A 25,538-nucleotide genomic window follows, 5' to 3' on the forward strand; every position below is an offset into this window, starting at 1 on the left:
CCGCGCGCCCGAAATCCCTAGCGTTTCCCTCGGCCGCGGCGCCCCTGCCGCGGGTTCTCGCCAAGGAGTCGTCGTGCGCCTGTTCTTGCAGCTCGTCACCGTTGCCGCCGTTGCCTTCGCCGGCAGTCTCGCCGTCGGCGCGGTGCAGTGGAACACCCCGCTCACCCTCGTCCTCGGGCTCGGCAGCGCCGCTCTCGCCGTGCTCGCCTACCGGTGGATCGTCCGCAGGACCGAAGACCGCGTGCCGGCCGAAATCACCAAGAACAACGCGGCTCTCGGGCGCGGGGTGGTCATCGGGTTCGGGCTGTTCGCCTGCGTCATCGGGAACATCGCCCTCGTCGGCGGCTACGACGTGCTCGGGTGGGGTTCCGTCGGCGGGGCCCTCGCGCTGTTCGGGTTCAGCGCGGCCGCCGCCGTCACGGAAGAGCTCCTCTTCCGCGGCATCCTCTTCCGGTTCGTCGAACGGTGGATCGGCACCTGGCTCGCGCTGACGCTCACCGGAGTGCTCTTCGGCCTCTCGCACCTCTTCAACGCCCACGCCACGTTCTGGGGCGCCGTCGCCATCGCCGTCGAGGCCGGGGGCATGCTCGCCGCCGCCTACGCCGCCACCCGGACCCTCTGGCTGCCGATCGGGCTGCACTTCGCGTGGAACTTCGCCGAGGGCGGGATCTTCGGCACCGGGGTCTCGGGCACCGACGCTCCCGAAGGGCTGCTCCACGCCGTCACGTCCGGCCCGGCCGCGCTCACCGGCGGGGAGTTCGGGCCCGAGGCGAGCCTTTACTCGGTGCTTGCCGGCGTCGTCACGACGGCCGTCTTCATGGTGCTCGCCCGCCGTCGCGGCCACATCGTTCCGCTCCGCGGACGCACTGACGCGACCGCTACTGTCGTCGCGTGATCGACCTCTGGCGGCGGCTCGACGTCACGGTCCGGGATCTCGCGTTCGGCCTGCTCCTCGCCGGCCTGGCGCTGATCCCGGCCCTCGGCGGTTACGGAACCCAGGTCGGCAACCTGCCGACGCGGCCGATGGACGCCTTCGCACTCGTGGTGGTCGCCGTCGAGTGCCTGCCGCTGGCCCTGCGGCGGCGGTGGCCGGCCGGCTGCCTCGCGCTCGTCTCGGCCGGCTTCGCCGTCGACCAGCTTTGGGGCTACCACACGCTTTCCGGCTCCGCGCTGCCAGTCGCGCTGCTGAGCGCGGCAGCCTACCTGGAGCGGTACCGATGGACGACCGTGGCCGTCGGCTCGGCGGCGTACGCGGCGCTCGCCGTCGCTCTCGCTTCGCGCAGGTCGACCGAGGGCTGGACCGGGTTCGTGACGTTCTACTTCGCGCTCGCCCTCGCGTGGGGCATCGGGGTGTGGCTGCGGCAGTCGCGCGCGGCCGAGGCGGAGCGCCGCCGCCACGTCGCCGAGACGACCCGCGCCGCCGAACGCACCCGCATCGCCCGCGAGCTGCACGACGTCGTGACCCACCACGTGACGGCGATGGTCGTCCAGACGGAGGCGGCGCGCTACCTGACGGCGGCGCCGGAGCGGCTCGACCAGGCGCTGACCGCGATCACCGACACCGGGCGGCTGGCGATCACGGACCTGCGGCACCTGCTGGACCTGCTCAACCCCGATTACGGCAGCGAGCTGCGCACGTCCGGCTCGTTGGAGACGCTGATCGAGCAGACGCGGCGGGCCGGGCAGCCGGTGGAGTTCACCGAGGTCGGCACGCCCGCGGCGGCGGGGAGTGCGGAGGCGGTGGCGTACCGCGTGGTCCAGGAGGCGTTGACGAACGCGCTCAAGCACGCGCACGGCAGCCGCACCGACGTCCGCGTGGAGCACGGGGCTCGCGAGATCGTCGTCGAGGTGACTTCCGGGGCGCCGAAACTGTCGGTGCCTTCCGGTAGCGTGGAAAACGGGGGCGCCCCCGCGGGCCCGGTGGTGTTGCGCGGGAGCGGGCGGGGCCTGGCGGGGCTGCGCGAACGCGTCGACGTGCTCGGCGGGGAGTTCACCGCGGAGCGCGGCGAGAGCGGATTCGTCGTGAAGGCAAGGATTCCCGCGGGGAGGGCGTCGTGATCAGGGTGCTGGTCTGCGACGACCAGGCGCTGATCCGCACGGGCTTCGCGACGATCATCGACGCCCAGACCGACCTCGAGGTGGTCGGCGAATGCGGCGACGGCCGCACGGCGGTCGAACTCGCCGGCTCGTTGCAGCCCGACGTCGTGGTGATGGACGTCCGCATGCCGGTCCTGGACGGCATCGAGGCGACCCGCCTGCTGGCCGGCGCGGGCGTCGCGCAGCCGGTGAAGGTGCTGGTGGTGACGACGTTCAACCTCGACGAGTACGTGTACGAGGCGTTGCGCGCGGGCGCCAGCGGGTTCCTGCTGAAGGACGCCCCGCCGGCGCAGTTGCTGCACGGGATCCGCACGGTCGCGACCGGCGCGGCGCTGCTGGACCCGGAGGTGACGCGCCGGCTGGTGGGGAAGTACGCGGCGCGCATCCGGCCGGCTTCGTCCGCGGAGGTCGCGTTGGCGCCGCGGGAATTGGAAGTGCTGCGGTTGATCGCGGACGGGTTGTCCAACAGTGAGATCGCTGCCGCTTTGGTGATCAGCCAGGAGACCGTCAAGACGTACGTGTCGCGGATCCTGACCAAGCTGGACCTGCGGGACCGGGTGCAGGCCGTGGTGTACGCGTACCGGACCGGGCTGGTCAGTTAATGCGTTGACGCCGTTCGGCCGGGTGGGTGATGATGATTCTCGTGCGGGAACGCAATTCTTTTTCTTGAGCTTTTTTCTGCGCTCGTCTTCGTCGCCATTGTCGCGGTGGACGCGAGTGCGCCCAGGCGCGTTGGCGCGCCACGCGCGCGGTTCGGCAACCAGTGGGGTCTCATACGCCCCGCCCACGTGGATCGACACCACGGCGCGCGACCACCCGAAACTGTCGGTGCCCCGGTTTACGCTCCCCCCAACGTCCGGATTGGGGAGGCACCATGACCACGCACACACTGGAAACACCCGAGGCCGACATCGTCTACGACGTCCACGGCCCCGCGCCCGCCGACAGTCCCCGGCCACCGCTGCTCATGGTCGGGCAACCCATGGACGCCACCGGGTTCAGCACGCTGGCGTCCTTGTTCCCCGACCGGACCGTCGTCACCTACGACCCGCGCGGGCTCGGGCGCAGCGTCCGCAAGGACGGCCGGGAAGACCACGACCCCGCCATCCAGGCGGGTGACATCCACGGCGTCATCCAGGCGCTCGGCGTCGGCGCCGTCGAGGTGTTCGGGAGCAGCGGGGGCGCCGTCGCCGCGCTCGCGCTCGTCATCGCTCACCCGGAAGACGTCCGCACGCTCGTCGCGCACGAGCCGCCGATCGTCGGGGTGCTGCCCGACGCCGACGCGGCCGAACGAGCCGGTAAGGCCTTCCGGGACGCCTACCAGGCGCGCGGCTTCGGCGCCGGCATGGCGGCCTTCATCGCCATGACCTCGTGGAAGGGCGAGTTCACCGACGACTACTTCGCCCAGCCCGCGCCGGACCCGGCCGAGTTCGGCATGCCCACCGAAGACGACGGCCGCCGCGACGATCCGCTGATGAGCGACCGCTCGCTGGCCGTCTCCGCCTACCAGCTCGACGTCGACGCCCTGAAAGCGGCGCCGACGCGGATCGTGATCGCCGTCGGCGAGGAGTCCATCGACGTCATGACCGGGCGCGCCGCCATCGGGACCGCCGCCCGCCTCGGCCAGGAGGCGACGGTCTTCCCCAGCCACCACGGCGGTTTCCTCGGCGGCGAGTTCGGCTACGCCGGCCAGCCCGAGGCGTTCGCCCGGAAGCTGCGGGAGGTGCTTGAGAGCTGATAGTCACCCCGTTGACGAACTGAATCAAACAACTGGTTGACAGAGTCGGTCAGCTGGTTGATGCTTGCTGCGTCGAGTTCGCTCGTGGAGCAAGGGGGACGTCGTGGGGAAGCACGCGCTCAGGTGGTGGGCACTGGCGGTCGCGGTACTGGCCGTCCTGGTGGACATGATCGACAACCAGATCGTGGCGGTGGCGCTGCCGACCGTCCAGCGGGAGCTCGGCACCGGAGGGGCCGCGCTGCAGTGGATTTCGGCCGGCTACGCGCTCGGGTTCGCGCTGACGCTGATCACCGGCGGCCGCCTCGGCGACCGGCACGGCACGAAGAAGCTGTTCGTGGCGGGCATGCTCGTGTTCACCGCGGCGTCGCTGGCCGCCGGCCTCGCCGGGCACGTCGGCGTGCTGATCGCCGCGCGCGTGGTGCAGGGCGTCGGGTCGGGGCTGATGGTGCCGCAGGTGCTTTCGTTCGTCTACGCGGAGTTCGACGAGCGCGAGCGGCCGAAGGCGATGGCCTGGTACGCGGGCGCGTTCCCGGTCGGCGGGCTCGCCGGTCCGCTGCTCGGTGGCGCGCTGACCCAGGCCGACCTCTTCGGCACCGGCTGGCGGGCGATCTTCCTCGTCAACGTGCCCATCGGTGTGCTCGCGCTCGCCGGCGCCGTGGCGACGATGCCGAGCCGGCCCGGGTTCCTCCGGCACCGCCTGGACCTCGGCGGCCTCGCGCTGCTGACCGCCGCGCTGTTCGCGGTGTTCTACCCGCTGGTGCAGGGCCGCGAACTGGGCTGGCCGGCGTGGTCGGTCGCGCTGCTGGTGGCGGCCGTCCCGCTGTTCGGTGTTTTCGTGCTGTACCAACGGGTTCAGGCGCGGCGCGGCGGCGAACCGCTGGTGCCGCCGAACCTGGTGCGGCGGCTGGCGAGCGGGCAGGCGGTCCTGTTCTGCGTCAACACCGGGGTCGGCGTGTTCTTCGTCCTGACGCTGCACCTGCAGCTGGGGCTCGGGTTCTCGCCGTGGGAAGCGGCGGTGACGTTCGCGCCGTCGACGCTCGGCATCGTCGCGGGCAACGTCCTCGGCATGCGGCTCGCGCCGTCGCTCGGGCGGTCGTTCGCGGCGGGTGCCGTCGCGGTGTTGCTGGCGAGCCTGGTCGCGGTCGCCGTGCTGGTGCTGTCGCAGGGCGCGGCGCTGAGCGGGTGGGCGTTGCTGGGGCCGGTGATCGGCGTCGGGCTGGGGATGGGCGCGGTGCTGAACGCGCTGTTCGCGTCGGCGATGGCGGAGCTTCGGCCGGACCAGGCGGGCGCGGCGTCCGGCGTCGTGAACACCACCGTCCAGCTCGGCACGGCGACCGGGATCGCGGTGTTCGGCACGGTGTTCTTCACCCGGCTCGGCGACGGGTACGCGTCGGCGACAGCCGGCGCGCTCGCGGTCAGCGCGGGCGTGCTGGTGCTGGCGCTCGCGCTGACGGCGGTGCTGCCCGCTCGTCACCCTTCTGTTCCGCAGAGTCAAATGACTGGTTGACGTATAGTCGCGGCGTGACCGCTTCGAAGCCTCGCCGTTCGCCGAAACCCCAGGAGCGGCAACGGGATCCGGAACGCACCCGCCGGCTGATCCTGGATGCGGCGGGCGCGGAGTTCGCGGCGAAGGGCTACGCGGGCGCGCGGATCGCGTCGATCGCGGGCCGCGCGGGGGTGAACCAGCAGCTGATTTCGTACTACTTCGACGGAAAAGAGGGCCTGTACCGGGCGTTGTCGGAGCAGTGGACCGAGCAGCAACGGGAGCTGGTCGCGCCGGACACGCCGTTGGCCGAACAGGTGCGGCGGCACGCACTGTCGAGCCGCGACGGGATGCGGCTGGTGGCGTGGTCGGGCCTGGAGTACGAGGGCGCCGAGACGGATCCCGACCACGCGCCGAGAACGCAGCGCCTGGCCGGGACGGTGGAGCTGATCGCGGCGATGAAGGCCGAGGGCCGCCTGCCGGAATGGGTCGACCCGGAGTGCCTGACGGTCCTGCTGATGGCGGCGGCAATGGCCCCGGTGACCCTGCCGCACGTGGCCGAGGGGCTGACGCGGACGGCGCCGGACTCCCCGGAGTTCGTGGAGCGGTACGCCGACCAGCTGGCGAAACTGGTCGAGCACCTGTCGGCCACCTGAGGTCAGTGCTCGACGGGTTCGGAGGTGGCGACGGCAGGCCCCTGGCCGGGCGTGCTGGAGGGGGCACTAGGCCCGGCGAGCGACACGCCGGCGACGAGTGCCACCGCGACGAGGAACAGCGCGGCGCGGAAGAGGGCGGAAAACGAACAGACGACCATCATGACTCGCTCCTCGGGATTTCCCGGATCAACGGGGATTTCGGCGATTCCGCGGGGTGGCCGCGGAAATTCGGAACTGTATAGATGGTGCGCTTTCGCGGGGGTGGGGGACAAGGCGTTTCCGTTGCCGGAAACGGTTTGGGCGGGGAAACCTCAGCCGACCGCCGCCCGATCGCGGTACTCCGCCTCGCCGAGCACCCGCGGATCCAACGTCACCCGGTACGCGGCCGCCTCCGTCCACCAGCGGGCCGCCGCCTCGCGGTCGCCGCGGCCCGCCGCCGTGTTGCCCAACCCCGTCAACGCGCGGGCCTTCTCGTACTCGCTCCCCGCGTCGTCCGCCAACTCGGCCGCCCGCCGGTAACAGCTCTCCGCCTCCGCCCACTGACCCGCGCGGAACCGCACCCACGCCTCGCAATTCACCGACATCACCCGATCCACCGGCAGCTGAGCCAGCTGAACCGCCTCCTGCGCACTCGACAGCGCGGATTCGAACCGCTCCAGCACCGTCGAAGCGAGCGCGATACCCCGCAACGCAATGACGACGTTGCGCGTCCGCCCGGTCCGGCGGTAAACGGCCAGCACCGTCGTCAAATCGGTCAACGTCGCTTCCGCTTCACCTCGATACAGCCGCGCCCACGCCAGGCTCGACAACGCGTCTATCGCGCCGCGGTCGTCGCGAGCCCGCGCGAAACACTCCTGCGCCCGCTCGTGGAAGCGAACTGCCTCGTCGACGCGTCCCGACTCCACGTGGGCCATGCCCAGGTTGTTGAGGATCATGCCGGTCGCGCTCGCGTCGTCGATCGCGCGCGTTGCCTCGAGGGCTCGCTCGTGCGTGCGGATCCACGGGTCGAACAGCTTCTCGCGGAAGAAGTACGCGCGGAGCACGAACGCGAGCTGCCAGCAGCGGTCGTGGAGTCCGTGCCGGAACGCGGAATCGACGATCTCCACCAGCGTCGGCCACTGCGCGGCCAGCCAGGCGAGCGCGCCGTCCGCGTCGGTGAACGGGGCACCTGACGCCAACGGGAGGCCGGTGGCCGGGCGGAAGCGGTACGGCTCCGCCAGCTCGTCGGCTGCCAGCGTCGTCATGAGCGCGTGGTCGACGAGCCGGCCCATGGCCGACGCGCGGTCCTCCGGCTCGACACCCGGCAGCGCGTGCGTCGACGCGAACATCCGCATCAGGTCGTGGAGCTCGACGTACCCGCGCTCGTCGCGGACGACCAGGTGGGCGTCGTGCAGCCGATCGACCAGCCGGTCCGCTTCGCCGGGCCCGAGGCCCGCCAGCGCTTCGACCGCCGCGATCTCCGCCGCCGTCGCGGGATGCAGAGCGAGCAAGCCGAGCAGCCGCCGTTGATCGCCGGGCAGGGACTCGTACGACACCGCGAACGCCGTCGCGACGCTGCGCTCGCCGTCGTCCAGCGTGCCGAGGCGGGTTGTTTCGTCGGCGAGCCGGTCGCGCAGCCGGGTCGCCGTCCAGCCGCCCGCGACGAACCGGGCGGCGACGATGCGCACGGCCAGCGGGAGCTGCCCGCAGTGGCGGACGATCTCGGTCGCGACGCCCTCGTCGTCCGGTGCGTGCGAACCCGCGACCGAGCGCAGCAAGCTCACGGCGTCGGCGAGCGGCAGCACGTCGACCGGGAAGTGCCAGGCGTCGTCGAGCGCGGGGAGCCGGCCGCGGCTGGTCACCAGGATCCGGGACGACGTCTCACCCGGGACGATCGCGCGGATCTGCTCGGCGGACCGCACGTTGTCCAGCACCAGCATCATCCGCCGGCCGCGCAGCTGGTCGCGGACCAGGTTGGCCAGGCCGTCCTCGTCGGCGGGCAGCTGGTCGGCCGAGACGTCCAGCAGCCGCAGCAACCGGCCCAGCGCCTCGCCGGCGGACAGCTCGGCCGCGCCGGGGGTGTGCCCCCGGAGGTCGAAGAACAGGCAGCCGTCCGGGAAGGACCGCTCGACCCGCCGGGCCGCGGCGACGGCCAGTGCCGTCTTGCCCGCGCCCGCCATTCCGTGCACCACGCCGACCCGGGCGTCGTCCGGGTCGAGCAGCAGTGCGGAAAGCGCGTCGAGTTCCGTTTCCCGGCCGACGAAGTAGCGGCCCGCGTCCGGCAAGCCGGCGATGCCGCCGGCACTGCGCCGCGCGGACGACGCCGGCTCCGTGACGAGGGCGAGCAGTTCGCCGCCCGCGCCGAGCGCTTGGTCGCACGCCTTGGCCAGTTCCCGGTTCACCCGGGTCTTGCCGTTCTCCACCTTGCTCAGGTAGCCCTTGGTGAAATGCACGGCCGCCGCGAGTCCGGTCAGTGACATGCCGACCGACGTACGTCGACGCTTCAATTCCGCTCCAAAGTCCGGCATCGGTCAATCATCCTGTATTCGGCGAACGGGGGGAAGGTGTGACCGGCGGCCCGGGCCCGCCGGCCGGTTCCTGGTCAGCCCAGCAGGGAGACCAGCTGGCTCAGCACGATGACGAAGTGCGTGTGCATCGCTTTCCCCTTTCCGGATCGGATTCCTTGTTCCGCCGAACGGTTTCGGCGGAACAAGCATCACCCGGTGAATCCGGCGCGGGACAGGCGTTTCCCGTTGCCGGTCAAGAGGAAACCGCGGCTACCGGATCGACCTGCGCTGTTTCCCGGTTCCGGAAACCGGCCGGAAACGGGTGACGGCGCGGGCACGGCGGAGCACCATGAGTACACTTCCCCGCAGCGACCAAGACGGAGGTGCGGCTTGGCTCAGGAGGCGGCCGAAGCGAAGATCAACGCTCTCTCAACGGAGCTGAAACTGCTTCGCAAAGGCCTGGGTGTCCAAGCGAAGAACCTGCCGGCGGACGTCGGCGAAGCGCTGCGTGAGGTGTGCGGTGTCGGCGAGGACGACCCGCCGGGAACGGTTCGCGCGAAAGTGGTCGCGACGCTTCTGTCCTTGATCGAAAAGCTGCCCGCGGCCCAGCGGGAAACGGCGCGGATCGTGCTCGGCTTCGGCACCGGCGCGAACGAGCGCTACACCGCGCGCCTCGAGCTGCTCGGTAGCGGCGCCGACCGCAACGTCCGCACGATGCAACGCCGGGCCGACGACGTCCTCTACCTGATCGCCGAGACCGCGTACCGGTCGCCGGCGGCGTTCGGCGGGGTGCCGCCGAACAGCCGGGACCCGTGGCACACGTCGGCGCTGGCGGTCCGGCTGACCTTCACCGGGGCCGCGGCCGAGGTCTTCGAGACCCGGCGGATCGTCAGTCACGTCGCCGGGCTCGAGGAGATCGAGCACGGCATCTCCCTCGCACGGCCCGCCAGCGCGACCACGCCGCTGGACCTCTCCCGGCTCGGCATCGACGTCGTCGCGGGCGGTGAGGTGCATTCCGAGCGGCTGGTGTCGTCGACGCGGGTGGCGTTCCGGCTGCGGCCGCCGCGGCCGCTGGACGCCGGTGACCAGCACGAGTTCTTCTTCCGCATCCGGCTGGAAGCGCTGCCCGCGCCGTTCTACTGCTGCACGCCGGAGTTCCCGTGCGACAGCTTCGACCTCAACGTCCGGTTCGACCGGAACGAGCCGCCGCAGCGGATCTGGCGCATCGACGGCGACCTCTCCAAGGACGCGGGCGACCCGGTGCCCGCCCGCAAACCCCTGTTCCTCGACAGCGCGGGCGAGGTGCACACCCAGTTCCACGGCCTGCAGCCCGCGAGGTCCTACGGGGTGGGCTGGCAGCCGGCCGGCTGACCGCGTCATGCTCCTCCTCGCCGTGCGCGTCTTCTTCCAGAATGCCGTATCCGGCAGGCGAAAGCCGCACCGGACACACGACAAAACCACGACAATTCCGGAACCGGTTCGCTGACGTCTTTTTCCCTGAATTTCACCGGTCGCTTTTGGCCTGGTGACGATCCGGTCAAGAGGCGTGGCGCCGGTAACGTGTCGCGCGAATGCGACGACGTCCGCAAAAAGCATTATCTCCGCAGGCGCTGTTAACCGCGAGGAGGTTGGATGCGCCCCCATGACGTCTTCCTCAGCTTCACCTGGTCGGACACCGCCGAGGTGAACGCCCTCGAAAACGCTCTCCGCGCCGCCGGGCTGCGGGTTTTCCGGGATCGGGGAATCGACCGGTTCGACGGCGTCACCGAGAAGCTCGTCTCCGCTCTCGCCGAGTCAAAGGTGCTGCTCGCCTACTATTCGCGGCGGTTCCCGAGCCGGTACGCGTGCCAATGGGAACTGACGTCCGCCTTTCTCGCGGCGCAGCGCTCCGGCGATCCCCGGCGGCGGGTGCTCGTGGTCAACCCCGAGCCCGACGGGAACCACGTCGCGCCGGTCGAACTGGCGGACGCCGCGTACTTCGGCCGGCCGCGCACCGATCAGGACCTCGCGCGCATCGCCGACCGCGTCGCCGAGATGGTCCGGGCGGCCGACACGCCGCTGGGCGCGGTGCGCAGCACGGCACCGCTGTTGCCGCGGCTGCTGCGGCCCCGGCGGTTCGTGGGCCGGTACCGGGAGCTCTGGGCGGTGCACAGCGCCCTGCACGCCCGCGACCTGCCGGCCACCACGCCGCGGACGTCGGCCGCGCTCGCCGTCGTGCGCGGGGCCGCCGGCCTCGGGAAGACCAGCCTGGCCGAGCAGTACGCGTTCCTCTTCCGGGACGCCTTCCCCGGCGGGGTGCGGTGGCTGGACCTGTTCGGAAAGGACGATCCCGCGGGCGCGCTCACGCGGTTCCACGCGCACCTCCGCGTGATCGCGGCCGACCTCGGCGCCGACGTCGGCGACCGGTCACCCGAGGAGATCCGCGACCTGGTCGCCCAGCGCATCGAGGCCGCGCGGAAGCCGCAGCTGTGGGTCATCGACGACGTCCCGCCGGACCTGCCGGCGGCCGTGCTCGACGAGCTGGTGATGCCGACGTCGTACGTCCGGACGGTGCTGACCACGAGGTCCGGCCACCCCGGGTGGCCCGCTCCGGTCGTCGACCTCGGCGGCTTGACCGAGGACGAGGGAACCGCGCTGTACACGGAGATCGCCGGCTCGGCGGACCCCGTCGAGCTCGCGGCCGTGCGCCGGCTCGTCGAGCGCTGCGGCGGGCACCCGATCGTGCTGACGAGCGTGAGCACGGCGCTGCGCGACCGCCGGAGCGCGACCGGGATCGCCGGCGCCCTTGACGCCGTGACGGGCACCGCCGCCGACGTCCTGCGGCAGGCGGCGATCAATCGGGCACCGGTGCGACGGCGGGCACCGCGCGGGGAGCCGGTGGGTGAACTGGTCCGGCACGCTCTGAGGACTCACCTCGGCGTGGACGGGCCGGTCCTGGTCCGCGACACGACGGCGAACCGGCTGATCAACGCGGTGCGTGCCATCATCGGGCATGGTCACCCTTCGCGATACCCGTGAGCCGGAGCTCAACAGCGGGGTTCTGCCCGGGAACGTGCGGGCCGACGACTGGATCATGCTCGTCCTCGCCGCCGGTTCGGTCGGGTTGCTCGGGTTCATGCTGCTGAGCCCGCCCGCGCGCGATGTCGGACTGGTGATCTTCTACGTCGACTGCGGGATCTGCGGCGTCTTCCTGCTCGAGTTCCTCTGGCGGTGGCGGAAACGGCGGTGGGCCAGGAAGTTCCTCGTGCGCAACTGGTACGAGCTGTTCGCCATGATCCCCGTCGCGCACCCCGCGATGGCCGCGCACAAGTTCGTCAGCGTGGTGCTGCTGCTGATCCGGATCGGGCGGGCCGCGGACCGGGCCGTCGGCGAGCAGTTCACCTACCGGCTCGTCGACAAGCTGTCCGAGCCGATCGTGAAGGCGATCAAGAAGCCGGTGACCATCGCCGTGCTCGACGAGGTCGTCAAGGTGCTCGAAACCGGGAACTACCCGGAAAACCTCGCGAAATCGCTCAACGCCAACAAGGACGAGCTGCGCACGATCATCGCCGAGAAGATCGCCCAGGACCCTCAGCTCGGGAAGCTCAAGCGGCTGCCCTTCCACGACGAGATCGTGCGGACCGTCGTCGACACGTCGTTCCGCGTGCTGCTCGAAGTCCTCGTCGACCCGCGGATCGACGACTTCTTCTCCGCTGTCGTCCGCGACAACCGCGAGCAGATCCGCCAGGCCGTGCAGCTCGGCCTGCACGAGACCGAGGACGACGAGAAGGAGAAGTCGCTGCCCGTGCGCACCCAGCACTCGGCCGCGCTCGAGTACGACCGGCTGCACCCGAGGTCACGGCCGTGACCGCAGGTACGCGCCGAGCAGGGCTGCCGCGTCGAGCATCGCGACGCCCCGGGCGTTGAGCTTTTCCTGCCAGGTTTCCAGGGCGTCCACGAGGGAGTCCGTGCCGCCGGCGGTGCGGACCTGGCCGACCACCGTCGCGATGTGCGCCAGCGGGTAGCCGCCGCGACGCAGCAGGTGTGTCAGTTCCGCGTCGCGGATGTCGGTGGCGATGAAGACCCGGTAGCCGGTCGCGGGGTTGCGGCGCGGCACGAGGATGCCCGCGCGTTCCCACGCCCGGACGGTCGCCGCCGTGACGTCGAGGTGGTGCGCGAGCTCGCCGATCGACCAGCCGGTCGCCGTCGGCTTGGGGGTTGTCCCGGTGGTCAGGTGGCCGATGGCCTTACGAACGGCGTTGAGGGTTTCGCGGTCGCGGAGCAGCTGCTCGTGCCCGCGGTCGACGAGCGTCAGCGCGCGGCCGAGGTCGTCGTCGTGGACGGCGGTCATGATCCCGCCGGCCGTCGCGTGGCCGTAGGCCGGGACCAGCGCCAGGAACGCACGCAGGGCCGACGCGTGGACCTCCGTGTAGATCCGGTACCCGCTGGCCGTGCGGGACGCCGGCGGGAGGAAGCCGTCCTGCTCGTAGTTGCGGACCGCTTGCGTGGAGATGCCGTGTTCGCGGGCGAGGTCAGCGGGTCTCAATCGAGTGTTCAAGGATACGATTCAACCACATGGACCTCACGGACTTCACCGCCGAACTGCTCGCGTTCGGGGAGCCGACGCACTTCGAACCGGCCTTCGGGCGGATCCGCAATGAGCTGTTCGCGCGGCTCGCCGAGCACGGCTTCCGCGCGATCGCGCTGGAGACCGACCGCGTCGCCGCGCTTGACGGCGGGTTCTCGCACGGCTTCGGCGAACTCGCGGCCAACCGGCAGCTGCTCGACTGGCTGCGCGAGTACAACGAGACCGCCGGCGAACCGCTGGCCTTCCACGGCTTCGACGCCCCGACGGAGATGTTCAGCGCGCCCAGCCCGCGCAGCTACCTCGAACACGCCCGCGACCACCTGGGCTTCGACGTCGACATCGCGGCCTTGGCCGGCGACGACGAACGGTGGAGCCGGTCCGAAGCGATCCTCGACCCGGCCGCGTCGCCCGGCGCGGCACCCGAGGCCCGCGAGCTGCGGGTCATCGCGGACGACCTGCTCATGGCCCTCGACGCCCGCGTCGAGACCCCGGAGTCGAGCCGCGCGCGGATCAACGCGATGGCCGGGCTCGATCTGCTGCGCTACCACGCCGCGTCGGCGTTGCCCGGCGACCGGGACACGAGGATCGCGCGGCTCGCGGGCGCCCGCGCGGCCATCATGGCCCGCAACCTCCTCGACATCCACGCGTCGCACCCGGGCCGGACGTTCGTGTTCGCGCACAACGCCCACCTGGGTTCCGGCGGAGGGGCGATCGTCGCGTCGCGGCTCGGCGGCCGGTACGCGTTCATCGCCGGCAGCCTCGGCCACAGCGAAGCCCTTGGCCTCGGCGAGCCGGCCGCGGACACCTACGAAGGCCACCTTCAGCGCCGCACCGACATTTGGCAGCTGACCACCGAGATCCCGGCCGGTCGCACCCGCGACGACGCCGACTACCGGTACGCGCCGCTCACCCGCGAACTGCTCGAGAACGCCGACGCGATCTTGCACGTCGCGTGAAAAAAGCGGCCCCCGCACCGGGTCGGGTCCGGTGCGGGGGCCGCTGTTCACCCGGGTTACGGGTAGTTCACCACGTTGACCGGCACCGTGCCCGAAGGCGTGACCCCGCCGGTGTCGTTGATGACGTGCGTGATCGTGCCGCGGTAGTTGAGCGACACCGTCAGCAGGTTGTGGAACCGGACGCCGCTGCTGTTCGGCACCTCGAACGCGTGGTAGCTGGACACCGCCGGGTTCGTGTCGAAGAAGCAGTAGCTCCCGAGACCCCACGCCTCATGGGACGTCACGTTCGACGCGACCTTGTAGGCGGCGTACCCCGCGACTCCGGACGGTGCGTTCCACGACGCCTGGTTCGGCACGTCGTAGGGCATTTCGTTCTGGAAGAAGATCGTCTTCCCGCCCTGGCCGTTCCAGATCACCTGGTACTTCTGGTAGTGCTCGACGAACAGGCCGGTGGCCAGCACGTTCGCGCCGTTCACCACGAGCCCGGTGTCGGCGGTGTTCGTGTTCCAGCCGTACGTGCCCGCGTTGCCGTGGTCGGCCCGCCACGCCCAGATGTGGTCGATGATCGTGTCGGCGCTGTTGACGATCAGGCTGTTCGTCGCCTTGCCGGCGATCGCGCCGCCGATCCGGAAGAACACGTCCTGGACCGTCGTCGGGTTCGACGCGTGCGACGCCGACGAGCCGGACTGCCCGACCGTGAGCAGCGCCTGCGAGTTCGTCGTGCCCGCGTCGAAGAGCAGGCCCTTGAGCCGCACACCGTCCACATCGGACACCTGCATCGCGTTGACGCCGTTGTCGGGCACCAGCGTCGGGTAACCGATGCCGAGGATCGTCGTGTTCGCCTTGATCACGTTGAGCGTCTGGTTCAGGTGGTAGACGCCCGGCGTGAAGAACAGGTTGCAGCCCGCGGCGAGCGCGTTGTTGATCGACGCGGCCGTGTCCCCGGACTTGACGACGTAGAACTGGCTCATCGGCGCCGAGGTGCCGGGCGTGCTGCCGTTCGCCCAGCTCGGGCCGGACGCGTTGGTGCGCAGGGAAGGCAGGAAGACGCGGTACTTGCCGGTGCCGTCGATGTAGAGGTAAGGCACGTCGCGGGAGACCGGCGTGGTCGCCAGCGTCGTTTCCGGCGGGTTCGGGAACGTGTTCGCCGGCGCGCCGCTCGTGCCGGAGAAGACCATGTTCCAGACGCCGCCGGCCCAGCTGCCGAGCTGCGAGTCGCGGGTGTACCACTGCTGCTGCGACACCGACGCGGCCTGGCCGGCCACCTTCGTGTCGGCGATGTAGCCGCCACTGGCGAAGCCGTAGCTCGCCGGGTACAGCTGCAGTCCGCCGCGGACGTCCATCCGGCGGAACGGCGCGGCCTGCGCGACCGCCCACCGCTCGTTGCCGCCCGAGGGGTTGACGGCCATGTTCTCCGCCGAGCGCCAGAAGTTCTGCAGCGCGACGCCGTTGTCGGAGGCGTTGAAGGCGTCGACCGTGACGTCGCCGTTGATCAGGACGTCACCGGGGTTCTGGCCGAGGCCGGCCACCGAGGTGTAGAAGCCGACGTTGTCGTGCACGCCTGAGTACGTGCCCGGCTTGAACAGGTGGGCGACGCGCCGGTCCGCCATCTGCGCGGTCAGCGTGTCCTTCTGGTTGTTGAAGTCGGTGTCCAGCTGCGCCTGGATCGTCGCCGCGGACATGCCGGGGTCGAAGATCCGCACGTTCGGCCCGAAGTTCGGGGTGTCGGACTGCGTCGGGCAGCCGGCCTGGGTGCCGATCGTGTAGGTCGCGCTCGACACGGGCGAGTTCGTCGAACCGGACTTGAGCGCGATCGCGTTGACCGTGCGGGAGTTGGGGACGCTGATCGGTCCGCTGTAGAGCGTCGAGGACGCCGTCGGCGTCGAGCCGTCCACTGTGTACCGGATGGTCGCGCCCGAGGTGGCGCTGCTGATCGTCACCGTCTGGGCGCTCGAGTACGTGCCGCCGGGCGGGCTGAACGTCGGCGCCGCGACCGTCGTCGTGCCGCCGCCGACGGTGTAGCTGAAGTGCGGGGTGTCGTACTGCGGGCCGCTCTTCTCGTAGGTGAACCAGTAGTCGAGGACGTTCCCGCTGCTCAGGCCGCTGACGGTGGTCCGCCAGGTGCCGGAGCCGTTGGTCATCCGGACGTTCTGCTGGCCGACGCCCGGGACGCCGGTGTAGTGGACGTCCACGTACAGCGCGGGGGTGGTCGGGGTGAAGTTGATCTGCACCTGCGTCGAGCTCAGCTGGCTGACGCTCTGGGTGTAGTCGTCGGCCGCGAGGGCGGCGGGGGCGCTCAGCCCGGCCGCCACCAGCAACGCCGATGCGACGAGCGCCAGCCTTGGGCTGTGCCGTCGAAGCTTGTCCAAGGTCCGGTTCACGCCGTGACACCTCCGCCGTTGGGGATCCACGAGCCATTTGTTGCGAGTCACAACAAAGTAGCTCCCGCTCAGCGGGCTTTCAGTCACTTTTCGATAACACTTGTCTGGACCAATAACTCGGTCGGGGGAGAAGGTTCGTGACCGTTCGTCCGGTTGGCCGCTCGGTGGGCGAATGACTGAACCGAGAAACACTCGTCAAGCGGGTGACCCGGAACGGGTGACATGCGACGATCCCGTGCCACACCCGGTCCCCTACCGAGGAGTAGCATGGCCCGTTCCCGGCTGTTCCGATCCCTGATCGTCCTTTCCCTCGTGGCGGCCCCGCTTTCGGTGGCCGTCGCCGCACCCGCCGAAGCCGCCCCGCTGAAGAGCGGCGGTGTCATGAGCTTCGGGTGCGCCACCTCCGGCAAGTTCCACTGCCTCGGCAAGGCGATCCGCTCGCCGAAGGGCTCCGGCCCGCTGCTGAACTCCACCCCGGTCGGCTACGGGCCGGCCGAGATCCAGGCCGCCTACAACCTCGGCGGGCTGCACGCGAACGGCCGCACGGTGGCCATTGTGGACGCTCAGGACGCCCCGACCGCGGAGGCGGACCTGGCGAAGTTCCGCGCCGCGCGGGGACTTTCGCCGTGCACCACGGCCAACGGCTGCTTCAAGAAGGTCAACCAGAACGGCGCCACGAGCCCGCTGCCCGCGCCGGACTACGGCTGGGCGATGGAGATCAGCCTCGACCTCGACGCGGTGTCGGCGACCTGTCCGGACTGCAAGATCCTGTTGGTGGAAGCCAATTCCCCGGACACCGACCCGCTGATGACGGCGGTCGACACGGCCGCGGCGACGCCGGGCGTGGTGGCCATCTCCAACAGCTACGGCGGCACCGAGGACTCGACGATCCTGGCCGCGGACGCCCACCTGAACCACCCGGGCATCGCGGTGACGGCGTCTTCGGGCGACTCGGGCTACGGCGTGAGCTGGCCGGCGTCCTCGCCGTACGTCACGGCGGTCGGCGGTACGACGCTGAAGAAGTCGACGAGCACGGCGCGCGGCTGGACCGAGACGACGTGGAAGGGCAGCGGCTCCGGGTGCTCGGCCCTGGAAGCGAAGCCGTCGTGGCAGCACGACACCGGGTGTGCCAAGAGGACGGTCGCGGACGTCTCGGCGGTCGCGGACCCGGCCACCGGGCTCGGCGTCTACGACACGTACAACAGCTGCGGCAGCTCGTCGTGGTGCGACGTGCTGTTGTCGCTGGGCCTCGCGCAGGGCGCGGACGGCTGGGTGCAGGTCGGCGGCACGAGCCTGTCGTCGCCGGTGATCGCGAGCGTGTACGCGCTGGCGGGCAACTCGGTGACGTCGGGGTCGTACCCGTACGCGCACACCGGCGGGCTGTACGACGTGACGTCCGGGTCGAACGGAAGTTGTGGTGGGACGTACTTGTGCACGGCGGGCGCCGGGTACGACGGCCCCACCGGGCTGGGCACGCCGAACGGCACCTCAGGGTTCTGACCCGGCCGCACGGACGGGTGACGTTCGCCTGGTGCATTTTCGCTGGTCCCCGCGCGGGGTAAGGATGTCTGCATGCTGGACACCGAGGCCCTCTCGCAGGCGCCTTCGCGGGCGCTCGACGTCGTCACCCCGCTCGGGGACGTGCGGTTCGCCGTCCGCGCCGGTGGCTGGGACGTGCCCGCGAGACCCGAGTTGACGTGGGGCCTCGGCTCGGGTGCGCGGCTGTGCCGGTGGCGGCACCGGTCCGTCCGGCTCGACGTGCTCTCCGGGGCCACGGCTGCCGAGCAACCCGGTGTCACCCGCGAGACCACGATCTTCCGGGTGCTGGCCCGGGAAGACGTCAGCGAGTTCGTCGTGCAGGCCGAGCTGGCCGGCGCGCCGGTGGAGGCGCGCGTCTGGGAAAGCGCCTTCACCGCCGAGACCGCCGACGCGGTCGTGAGCGTCGGCGGCCCCAGCGTCGAGGTGCTGCGGCGGTGCTCGCGCGCCGGGCAGCACGTGCCGCCGTACTGGTCGCGGCTGCTCGGCGGCGACGCCGTCGAGCGGACCGGCGGCCGGCTCACCTGGCAGTTGCCGGCCGTCGACCGCGGGGACTACGCCGAGCTCTGGGTGACCGTCGCCTGGAGCGCGGCGGGCGGGGACCCGGACCGGGCGGTCGATGTCGACCCGGCCCGGGTCCTGCGTGAGCTAACCCAGTGAAATCCGGTCCAGATCCGGAGCGCCCGCGCGGTCGTTGCCGATCCGGATCACGTTGGCGCCCGCGGTCAGCGTCACCGGGACCGACGTGGTGTACGGCGTGCTGTTGCCGGCGCCGCTCACCTTGACCTCCACCGGCGCGCCGCCGTTGACCGACACGAAGTACGACCGGTCGCCGTTGACGGTGAAGTCGAGGTACAAGGTGTACTGACCGGCCGCGCCGACCGTGACGTCGGGGAACGTCACCGCCGCGCCCGCGCCGCCGCCGATGTTGCGCACCTTCTGCCCACCCGAGCACGCCGAGCAGCTCGTGACCCCGGCGTCGCCGATGTCGTTGGCCGAGTCCTCGGCCTCCCGCATGAACACGCGGTCGGCCGGACGCGGCTTCACCTGCACCGGCTTGCTGACCGACTTCGCCCGCCCGAGCGTCGTGAAGTTCGCCGTCACCGGGATGGTGACGTCCTGGGCGGCCGGCGCGGTCACCGTCCACGATCCACTGAGGACCTGGCCGAGCCGCAGGTTCGCCGCGGTCACCGGGGCGCCCTGGACCGTCCAGCCCGCCGGGACGACCGGGGCCAGCGACACCTGGTCGATCGGGTCGTCGACGTCGAGCCGTAGCGAGGCGGTGACCTTTATGGACTGCGGTCCGGGCGAAACCCATTGCACCCCGGCCGGTACGACGGTCAGTGTCGTCTTCGGCGTGTACGACTCGGGGGGCAGCGGCGCCACCGCGATCCGGTCGAGGGCGGCCGTCCCGGACACCTTGACGGTGTTGGCGCCGGCGGTGAACGGCACCGCGATCGCGCCCGGTGCGTTGACGGTGACCGGGGCGGCCCCGTTCACGCTCACCGACAGCGTGCCCGGACCGGCCGTGTCCAGCTGCAGCCGGGACGGGCCCGAAGCCTGGACATTCCGGAAGGTGACGGCGCCGCGGTCGAGGCCGGCGACGGCGGCCGTGCCCGAGCACGCTTCGCACCACACCGGGGACGCCTTGCCCTCGAAGCCGTTGCGGGGTGATTCGGCCTCCAGCGGCACCTCGCCGCGGGGGCCGGGGTAACCGTAGGCGACGTCGATCTCGTCGATCGCGAGCTGGTGGAAGAATGGCTTGGCCTGCGGTCCGGACCACGTGTTCAGCACCTCGAGCTTGAGGTAGCGCGCGTGCACCTCGCCGACGTCGACGAACTGGACGCCGCGCGTGCTCGGCAGGGCGCCGGTGCGCACACTGCGCCAGTTCTTGCCGTCGTCACTGGCGTAGACGCGGTAGTCCTTGATCCGCGCGGAATCCTCGGCGCGGCCGAAGGACTCGCGCGCGGCCGTCGGCGACGATTCGCGCTCGTGCACCGCCAGGTAGGCCGTGGACCGCTTCTTGCCGAGGTCCAGCGTCACCGACACCGGCTGCTGCCCGCCCGCGTCCCAGTAGTTCAGGTAGCTGCCGTCGGTGAGGTTCGACGCGGGGTGTCCGGGTGCCGACGCCGACGCGGTCGCCTTGATCGTGCTCTTGTCGTAGAAGTACTGCTGCCCGGCGGTGTCCACTTGGAACACGGTGTCGTAGGTGTCCCAGTCCTTGATGTCCAGAATGGACAGGTAGCCGCCGGACTGGGCGAACCGCATCGGCTTGCCGGTGCGCACATCGGACACTCCCGTGACGCGGTAGCCGTTGTCGCGCAGGCGGACCAGGTTCGTCGACGGCCGCGTGACGACGTGCACGTACTGCGTCGCGCCTTTCATGGTGATGACGCCGTGCGCGCCGTCGTTCCAGAAGCCGGGTTGCAGGCCGCCGTACATGTAGCCGCCGCCCACGGCGCCTTCCAGGGTCTTCCTGATCGGCTGGGTCCAGGACGCCATGAAGTTGTTGAACGCCTCCTGCTGCGGCGGGAACTTCCCGTTCAGCATGGCTGTTTCGGCCATCAGCGACTTGATGGATGACCCCGCGTTGGTGATGTAGCGGCCGGTGGAGAGCCGGAAGTCGACGGCCTGGTCGCCGCCGCTGTACCACCAGTCGCCGTTGGTCGGCAGCTTGTAGTCGGCTTCGGTGAGCCGCGGCATGGGCGTGTAGATCGCTTGTGGGTAGTCGTAGGACGGCGTCATGCCGGTCTTCTGCTCGTTGCTGACCGTGTCCATGATCGGCGTGTCCTCGTTGTTGTTGCTCAACAACCAGGACGGCCGCTTCTCGCGGATGTGTTCGTAGAGCCCGTGCTGCTCCCAGTACTCGTTGTCGTTGTCGATCCAGAAGCCGGCGAGGTCGGAGTAGCGGTCCATGACCTCGTCGAACAGGTCGTAGCTGTACTCGCCGAAGCCCGGGCGGGTGGTCAGGTCGACCGGGTGGCCCTTGTACGCCGAGTAGGCGGCCGAGTCGAGCGACTCGTGGCCGGTTTCGTTGTGCCACTGGGGATCGTCGGTCATGTAGAGCATGACGCGGACGCCCTTGGCCTGGCCGGCGGCGATCAGCTCGCCGAGGAAGTCGCGCTGGGTCGAGCAGCTGCCGGGGATCTTCGAAGGCCACGGCCGCGCGTAGCCCAGCCGGCTGTGGAAGGTGGTGAGGACGACGTAGGACGCGCCGAGCTTGGTCGCCTCGTCGATCCAGTAGTCCGGCGTCCAGCCGCCGGCGGTGACGTCGTGCTCCCAGGCGGCGCAGTCGGTGTGCCGCGGCGCGGTGAACATGCCCCAGTGCAGGAACAGGCCGGCCGTCGACGCCCGGAGCCAGTCCTGGCGCGGGTGGTACAGCTCGGCGTGCGCGGGGGTGACCAGGGTCGCCAGCAGCACGATGACCGCGGCGAGGCAGGCTCGGACTCTCATGCCCTCTCCTTCGTTGGAGAGGTCCGATGATTATGCGGTGATATATCGTACGTCAAGGGCAGATGCCGCTGAGCGGGACGCAATCGTCAGACCTGTCACATCCTCCGCGCGGGATACGTCAAGGTGGTGACACCCGCGAAAGGACCGACCCGTGAACGACGATCTGCTGGCCCGCAGCTTCGAGACCCACCGCAGCCACCTGCGGTCCGTCGCCTACCGGATGCTGGGCTCGCTGAGCGAGGCCGAGGACGCCGTGCAGGAGTCGTGGCTGCGGCTGAGCCGGAGCGACTCGGCGGCCGTCGAAAACCTCGGCGGCTGGTTGACGACGGTCGTCGGGCGCGTCTGCCTCGACATGCTGCGTTCGCGCAAGTCCCGGCGCGAGGAGCCGTGGGACGTCGTGGTGCCCGACCCGATCATCAGCCGTGAGGACGCCGGTCCGGAGCACGAGGCGCTGATGGCGGACTCGGTCGGCCTCGCGCTGCTGGTCGTGCTCGACACGCTGACGCCGGGCGAGCGGCTGGCGTTCGTGCTGCGGGACATGTTCGCGATGCCGTTCGAGGAGATCGCGCCGATCGTCGGCCGGTCCGAGGCGGCGACCCGCCAGCTGGCCAGCCGCGCCCGGCGCCGGGTCCAAGGCGCGCCGGTGGCACCGGACCCGGACCTCGCCCGGCAGCGCGAAGTGGTCGAGGCGTTCCTGGCGGCGGCCCGCGGCGGCGACTTCGACGCGCTGGTGTCGGTCCTCGACCCGGAGGTCGTGCTGCGCGCGGACCGCGGTGCCGTCGGCGAATCGGTGGAGGTCCACGGCCCGGCGGCGGTGGCCAACCAGGCGTTGACGTTCTCGAGGCTGGGCGCGGGCGGCGGCACGGTCCGCCGGGCGCTGGTCAACGGCGCCGCGGGCGTGGTCGGCATCCGCGAGGGGCGGCCGTTCTCGGTGCTGGGCTTCACGGTGGCGGGCGGGCGGATCGTGGAGATCGACATCCTCGCCGACCCCGAGCGCCTCAGCCGCCTCGACCTGGCCGTGCTGGACTGACCGGCTCGTGAGTGAGAAACAGTGTTCTAACCCTGTTTCTCACTCACGACCGCGCCGGCGTCGTCGGTGGTCAGGGCCACTTCGTCGCGCTCGTCGAAGTGCAGGTACTCGCGGTGGCCGTCCGCGTGCTGGCGGACCGTGCCCGCCACCACGACCACCAGCTCGCCGTCCTCGATCGCGTACAGGTCGTCCGGGGTCAGGACCTCGTGGATGTGCGTGCCGTTCGTGGTCAGCGTGCGGACCCGGCGGCCCGTGTGGTCGTAGCCGTACAGCGCGTTGACGCCGTCGTCGCCGTGCACCCCGCGCAGCCGGTCGAACGCGTCGCGGATCTCGCTGCCCGGCCGCGGCTCCCCGGGAGTGCCGGGCGTGATCGCGCGCAACCAGCCCGGGCCCCGGACGACGTGCTCCGGTGTGAAGTGCTCGCTGACGCCGTTCGCGTAGTGCACCGCCGTCCGGCGGCCGCGCAGGTCGTACTGGACGGCGTCGACGAACCCCGGCACGCTCACCAGCCGCCCGACCTCGTCGTACTGGTGGCGGACCGTCAACCGCCCGTCGCCCGCGTCCGGGTAGACCACTTCGGACAGCCGCCCGTCCGCCCGCCGGGTCACGTCCAGCCGGTACTCGACGGCGATGTGCGCCGGCCGCCAGCGCCGCTCCGCCGGGTGGCCGAGCGGGTCGTAGCCGAACAGCGTCACGCCGGATTCGTCGGCGACGCGGACCAGCCGGCCGCAGCTGTGCGGGCCCGCTTCGAGGGGGACCGGGAGCCCGCCGTCGTGGTAGGTGAACGTTGTGACCGGCGTGCCGCCCGGGTCGTCCACCAGCACCGCGACCACCCGGTCGGCCGCGTCGTGCACGCGGTACACCGTGTGACCGCTCACGGTCCGCGTCTCGACCGCGTTGCCGGCCGCGTCCCGCGCGTGCACCACCCCGTCCGCGTCCCGCAGCTCCCGGCCCAGCAGGTCCCGCACCGCCGTCGACGGAGTGTCCGATGTGGACGTCCCCAGCGGACGGCCCAGTGCGTCGTAGCGGAATTCTTCGAAAGCGACCGGTGGCTGGGAGGCGGGGAACGCCCGGCTCGTCCGGCACACCAGGCCGCGCGCGCAGTACTCGTGGTGCTCGTCGACGACGTCGCCGAGCAGCTCGGCGTGCCGACGCTCCAACAGCCGGCCACTACCGTCGCGCAGCTCCGAAGTCACGAGCACCTCGGCCTCGCCGGACACCGCGCGCTGCTCGGTCGTCACCCGGGTTCCTTCGTAGCGGTGCCGGACTGTCGGCAGCTCCGCCGAATCACCCGGTCGCACCACGGTTTCCGGACGCCCCAGCGGATCGTGCGTCACCGTCGTCACGGCGCCCGCCGGGTCGGTCACCTCGCACACGCGCGCCGAGCGGACGTCGTACCGCGTCGCCGTCACGTTCCCGAGCGGGTCCGAGAACACCTCGGGGAAGCACCGGTCGGCCGAGTACCGCACCTCGTGGGTGTGGCCGTGCGGCCCGGTCGTCGTGGTGCGCAGCCCGGCGACGGTGTCGAGCCGCCCGTGGAACGTCGTCACCCACCAGCCGTCCTCGCCCGGGCGGCGGTGGTAGCCGTGGTGGCGGAAGTCCGGCACGACCGGGCCGTAGACGCCGGCGACGAGCGCGTCGGTGAGCGCCAGCTCTTCGCGCGCGGTGAGCAGGCCGTGGGAACCGGCGGTGCCGTCGGGCCGCTCGTCGTACCGGAACACCTGGTCCGACACCACTTTCCCGCCGCCGTCCACCGAGCGGACGCGGGCCGGCAGCGCGGTGAACCGGCGCTCGGGAGCCGTCGCGTACGTCGTGCGGGTGTCGCGGACGACCGGCTCGCGGCCCGGCCGCTTGACGGTCTCCACCTCCCGGACCGGGTTGCCGGCGGTGTCGAACTCCGTTTCCGTCGTGGTCACCGAAACCGGCCGTTCGCGACGCTCGAAGTCGGTCGCCACCGAACGAGTCCACTTGGGACGGCGAGAGTGCTCCACCCGGACGTACGGCCGATCCTCCACTGTGGACCCGTCGAGGCCGTAGACCTCCTCCTTGTCGAGGAGCCCGCCGTCGCCGAACCAGCGCACGGTCCGCAACGTCGGCGCGTACTCGTCGCCGAGCTCGTCCTGGACGACGCGCCCGAAGCCGTCGTAGTAGGCGAGCTCCGTCACGCCGGTCTGTCCCGTGACGGCCTCGTGCCGCGTGACGCGCCGGACCACCGGGACCGCCTCGACGGTCGCGTACTCGACCGACGTGAGCAGCCCGAGCCCGTTGTCGATCTCGCTCAGCCGCCCGGTGCGCGGGAGGTCGACGGGATCGAGGGAGTAGCACGGCACGGAGTCGTCGAGCAGCAGCACGCCGCCACCCGCACCGCCGGCCCGGGCCGGCGCGGCGACCTGGAGCCGCCGCGGCGCGGGCGGTTCCGCGCGGGCGTAGGCCAGCCGCAGCACCGGCGCGGCCGCCTCGGCGCCGTGCGCGTCGAACCCGGTGAGCGCGACCGACGTCAGCAGCGAAGCACCGGTGACCTCGTCTTCGTCGTAACCGAGGTGCCACCGCCGCACGAGCGGCCGCGCGTCCGCCGGCACCCGCAGGTCGACGCGGGTGCACCGCAACGCCGTCGTGACGAGGGTGCCGCTGCGGCCCCAGCGCAGCACGTCCGGCCGCTCTTCGTAGGTGAAGTCCACTTCGTACGGGCCGTAGGACACGCGCGCGAGGTACGCCTGCCCGCTGTGGTGCGCCCAGCCGAAGTCCACGGCGTTGCCGAACGCGTCCTCGGTCCGTTCGAGGTACCAGGCCGTGCCGGCGGACCGGCCGCCCTCGGTCGTGCCGAGCAGGTGCCGGACCCCCGACCGGGTGGTGAGCACGAACCCGTCGCCGCGGCGGACGAGCCTGCCCTCGTCGCCGGAGCGCGCGCGGCCGTCGGTCAGCCGGACGTGCGGCAGCGGCAGCGCGAACCCGCCGCCGAAGACGCCGTTCGGCGCGCCGGTCGTGTAGCGCAGCGCCAGCGCGGGCGCGACGCCGCCAGGACCCGGCGGCAGGTCGAGCGGTACGGCGAAGCAGCCGCCGCCGGTGGCCGGGTCCGGGGTGAACGGGCCACCCAGCCCCCGGACCGGCGCGGGCCGTTCCGCTTCCTGTGCGCTCGACCGGAGCACAACCATGCT

The 25,538-nt window shown here is 71.3% G+C and carries 19 protein-coding genes; 13 read left to right on the top strand and 6 right to left on the bottom strand.

Going from position 1 to position 25,538, the window contains the following annotated elements:
• Nucleotides 1–73: 73 nt before the first annotated feature.
• From ACERZO_RS34760 to ACERZO_RS34785, 6 genes are all read left to right on the top strand, one after another.
• Nucleotides 74–895 carry a CPBP family intramembrane glutamic endopeptidase gene (locus tag ACERZO_RS34760; RefSeq protein ID WP_372669973.1) on the top strand — a complete coding sequence of 274 codons (822 nt, stop codon included), beginning with the start codon at nt 74–76 and terminating at the stop codon, nt 893–895.
• The gene (locus ACERZO_RS34765) at nt 892–2,058 is read left to right on the top strand and encodes a sensor histidine kinase (protein WP_372669975.1); all 1,167 of its coding nucleotides are present in this window, start codon (nt 892–894) and stop codon (nt 2,056–2,058) included. The genes ACERZO_RS34760 and ACERZO_RS34765 overlap by 4 nt, the downstream gene beginning before the upstream one ends.
• Nucleotides 2,055–2,699 (top strand): response regulator, encoded by a 645-nt coding sequence (locus tag ACERZO_RS34770; RefSeq protein WP_372669977.1) that lies wholly within the window; start codon nt 2,055–2,057, stop codon nt 2,697–2,699. The genes ACERZO_RS34765 and ACERZO_RS34770 overlap by 4 nt, the downstream gene beginning before the upstream one ends.
• Nucleotides 2,700–2,971: 272 nt before the next feature.
• Nucleotides 2,972–3,835 carry an alpha/beta fold hydrolase gene (locus ACERZO_RS34775; RefSeq protein ID WP_372669979.1) on the top strand — a complete coding sequence of 288 codons (864 nt, stop codon included), beginning with the start codon at nt 2,972–2,974 and terminating at the stop codon, nt 3,833–3,835.
• 103 nt (nt 3,836–3,938) lie between these two features.
• The gene (locus ACERZO_RS34780; RefSeq protein WP_372669981.1) at nt 3,939–5,342 is read left to right on the top strand and encodes an MFS transporter; all 1,404 of its coding nucleotides are present in this window, start codon (nt 3,939–3,941) and stop codon (nt 5,340–5,342) included.
• Nucleotides 5,343–5,356: 14 nt separating this feature from the next.
• Nucleotides 5,357–5,974, top strand: coding sequence for a TetR/AcrR family transcriptional regulator (locus tag ACERZO_RS34785; RefSeq protein WP_372669983.1), 618 nt, complete (start codon nt 5,357–5,359; stop codon nt 5,972–5,974).
• A gap of 2 nt (nt 5,975–5,976) precedes the next feature.
• Here ACERZO_RS34785 and ACERZO_RS34790 read toward each other — a convergent pair whose 3' ends face one another.
• Together ACERZO_RS34790 and ACERZO_RS34795 are read right to left on the bottom strand one after the other, a co-directional pair.
• A complete protein-coding gene (locus ACERZO_RS34790) occupies nt 5,977–6,135 on the bottom strand; it encodes a hypothetical protein (RefSeq protein WP_372669985.1) in 159 nt (52 codons plus the stop codon).
• 150 nt (nt 6,136–6,285) lie between these two features.
• Nucleotides 6,286–8,481 carry an NB-ARC domain-containing protein gene (locus tag ACERZO_RS34795; protein ID WP_372669987.1) on the bottom strand — a complete coding sequence of 732 codons (2,196 nt, stop codon included), beginning with the start codon at nt 8,479–8,481 and terminating at the stop codon, nt 6,286–6,288.
• A gap of 369 nt (nt 8,482–8,850) precedes the next feature.
• Here ACERZO_RS34795 and ACERZO_RS34800 point away from each other — a divergent pair, with 369 nt between their 5' ends.
• The 3 genes from ACERZO_RS34800 (at nt 8,851) to ACERZO_RS34810 (ending at nt 12,307) form a co-directional block, all read left to right on the top strand.
• On the top strand, nt 8,851–9,831 hold the full coding sequence (locus tag ACERZO_RS34800; RefSeq protein ID WP_372669989.1) for a hypothetical protein: 981 nt from the start codon (nt 8,851–8,853) through the stop codon (nt 9,829–9,831).
• A 261-nt stretch (nt 9,832–10,092) separates the two neighbouring features.
• A complete protein-coding gene (locus tag ACERZO_RS34805; RefSeq protein ID WP_372669991.1) occupies nt 10,093–11,478 on the top strand; it encodes a tetratricopeptide repeat protein in 1,386 nt (461 codons plus the stop codon).
• Nucleotides 11,453–12,307: an ion transporter gene (locus ACERZO_RS34810; protein ID WP_372669992.1), complete on the top strand. Its 855-nt coding sequence runs from the start codon at nt 11,453–11,455 to the stop codon at nt 12,305–12,307. Before ACERZO_RS34805 ends, ACERZO_RS34810 begins: the two co-directional genes overlap by 26 nt.
• On the opposite strand, the gene ACERZO_RS34815 is transcribed toward ACERZO_RS34810, so the two are convergent.
• Nucleotides 12,296–12,985 carry a TioE family transcriptional regulator gene (locus ACERZO_RS34815; RefSeq protein ID WP_372669994.1) on the bottom strand — a complete coding sequence of 230 codons (690 nt, stop codon included), beginning with the start codon at nt 12,983–12,985 and terminating at the stop codon, nt 12,296–12,298. The two genes, ACERZO_RS34810 and ACERZO_RS34815, sit on opposite strands and share 12 nt — an antisense overlap.
• Nucleotides 12,986–13,014: 29 nt before the next feature.
• Here ACERZO_RS34815 and ACERZO_RS34820 point away from each other — a divergent pair, with 29 nt between their 5' ends.
• Nucleotides 13,015–13,983 (top strand): erythromycin esterase family protein, encoded by a 969-nt coding sequence (locus tag ACERZO_RS34820; protein WP_372669996.1) that lies wholly within the window; start codon nt 13,015–13,017, stop codon nt 13,981–13,983.
• 56 nt (nt 13,984–14,039) lie between these two features.
• On the opposite strand, the gene ACERZO_RS34825 is transcribed toward ACERZO_RS34820, so the two are convergent.
• On the bottom strand, nt 14,040–16,364 hold the full coding sequence (locus tag ACERZO_RS34825) for a chitobiase/beta-hexosaminidase C-terminal domain-containing protein (RefSeq protein ID WP_372669999.1): 2,325 nt from the start codon (nt 16,362–16,364) through the stop codon (nt 14,040–14,042).
• A 267-nt stretch (nt 16,365–16,631) separates the two neighbouring features.
• Between ACERZO_RS34825 and ACERZO_RS34830 the strand changes: the two genes are divergently transcribed.
• Nucleotides 16,632–17,864: a S53 family peptidase gene (locus ACERZO_RS34830; protein ID WP_372670001.1), complete on the top strand. Its 1,233-nt coding sequence runs from the start codon at nt 16,632–16,634 to the stop codon at nt 17,862–17,864.
• A gap of 72 nt (nt 17,865–17,936) precedes the next feature.
• Nucleotides 17,937–18,560 (top strand): hypothetical protein, encoded by a 624-nt coding sequence (locus ACERZO_RS34835; protein ID WP_372670003.1) that lies wholly within the window; start codon nt 17,937–17,939, stop codon nt 18,558–18,560.
• Here ACERZO_RS34835 and ACERZO_RS34840 read toward each other — a convergent pair.
• The gene (locus ACERZO_RS34840) at nt 18,549–21,353 is read right to left on the bottom strand and encodes an alpha-L-fucosidase (RefSeq protein ID WP_372670005.1); all 2,805 of its coding nucleotides are present in this window, start codon (nt 21,351–21,353) and stop codon (nt 18,549–18,551) included. The two genes, ACERZO_RS34835 and ACERZO_RS34840, sit on opposite strands and share 12 nt — an antisense overlap.
• A 151-nt stretch (nt 21,354–21,504) precedes the next feature.
• Here ACERZO_RS34840 and ACERZO_RS34845 point away from each other — a divergent pair, with 151 nt between their 5' ends.
• Nucleotides 21,505–22,383: a sigma-70 family RNA polymerase sigma factor gene (locus ACERZO_RS34845; protein ID WP_372670007.1), complete on the top strand. Its 879-nt coding sequence runs from the start codon at nt 21,505–21,507 to the stop codon at nt 22,381–22,383.
• A gap of 26 nt (nt 22,384–22,409) precedes the next feature.
• Here the strand turns inward: ACERZO_RS34845 and ACERZO_RS34850 are convergent, their stop codons facing one another.
• Nucleotides 22,410–25,535: a SpvB/TcaC N-terminal domain-containing protein gene (locus ACERZO_RS34850; protein WP_372670009.1), complete on the bottom strand. Its 3,126-nt coding sequence runs from the start codon at nt 25,533–25,535 to the stop codon at nt 22,410–22,412.
• Nucleotides 25,536–25,538 lie beyond the last annotated feature (3 nt).

The organism is Amycolatopsis kentuckyensis, assembly GCF_041679295.1.
In the GTDB taxonomy this organism is placed as follows: domain Bacteria; phylum Actinomycetota; class Actinomycetes; order Mycobacteriales; family Pseudonocardiaceae; genus Amycolatopsis; species Amycolatopsis kentuckyensis_A.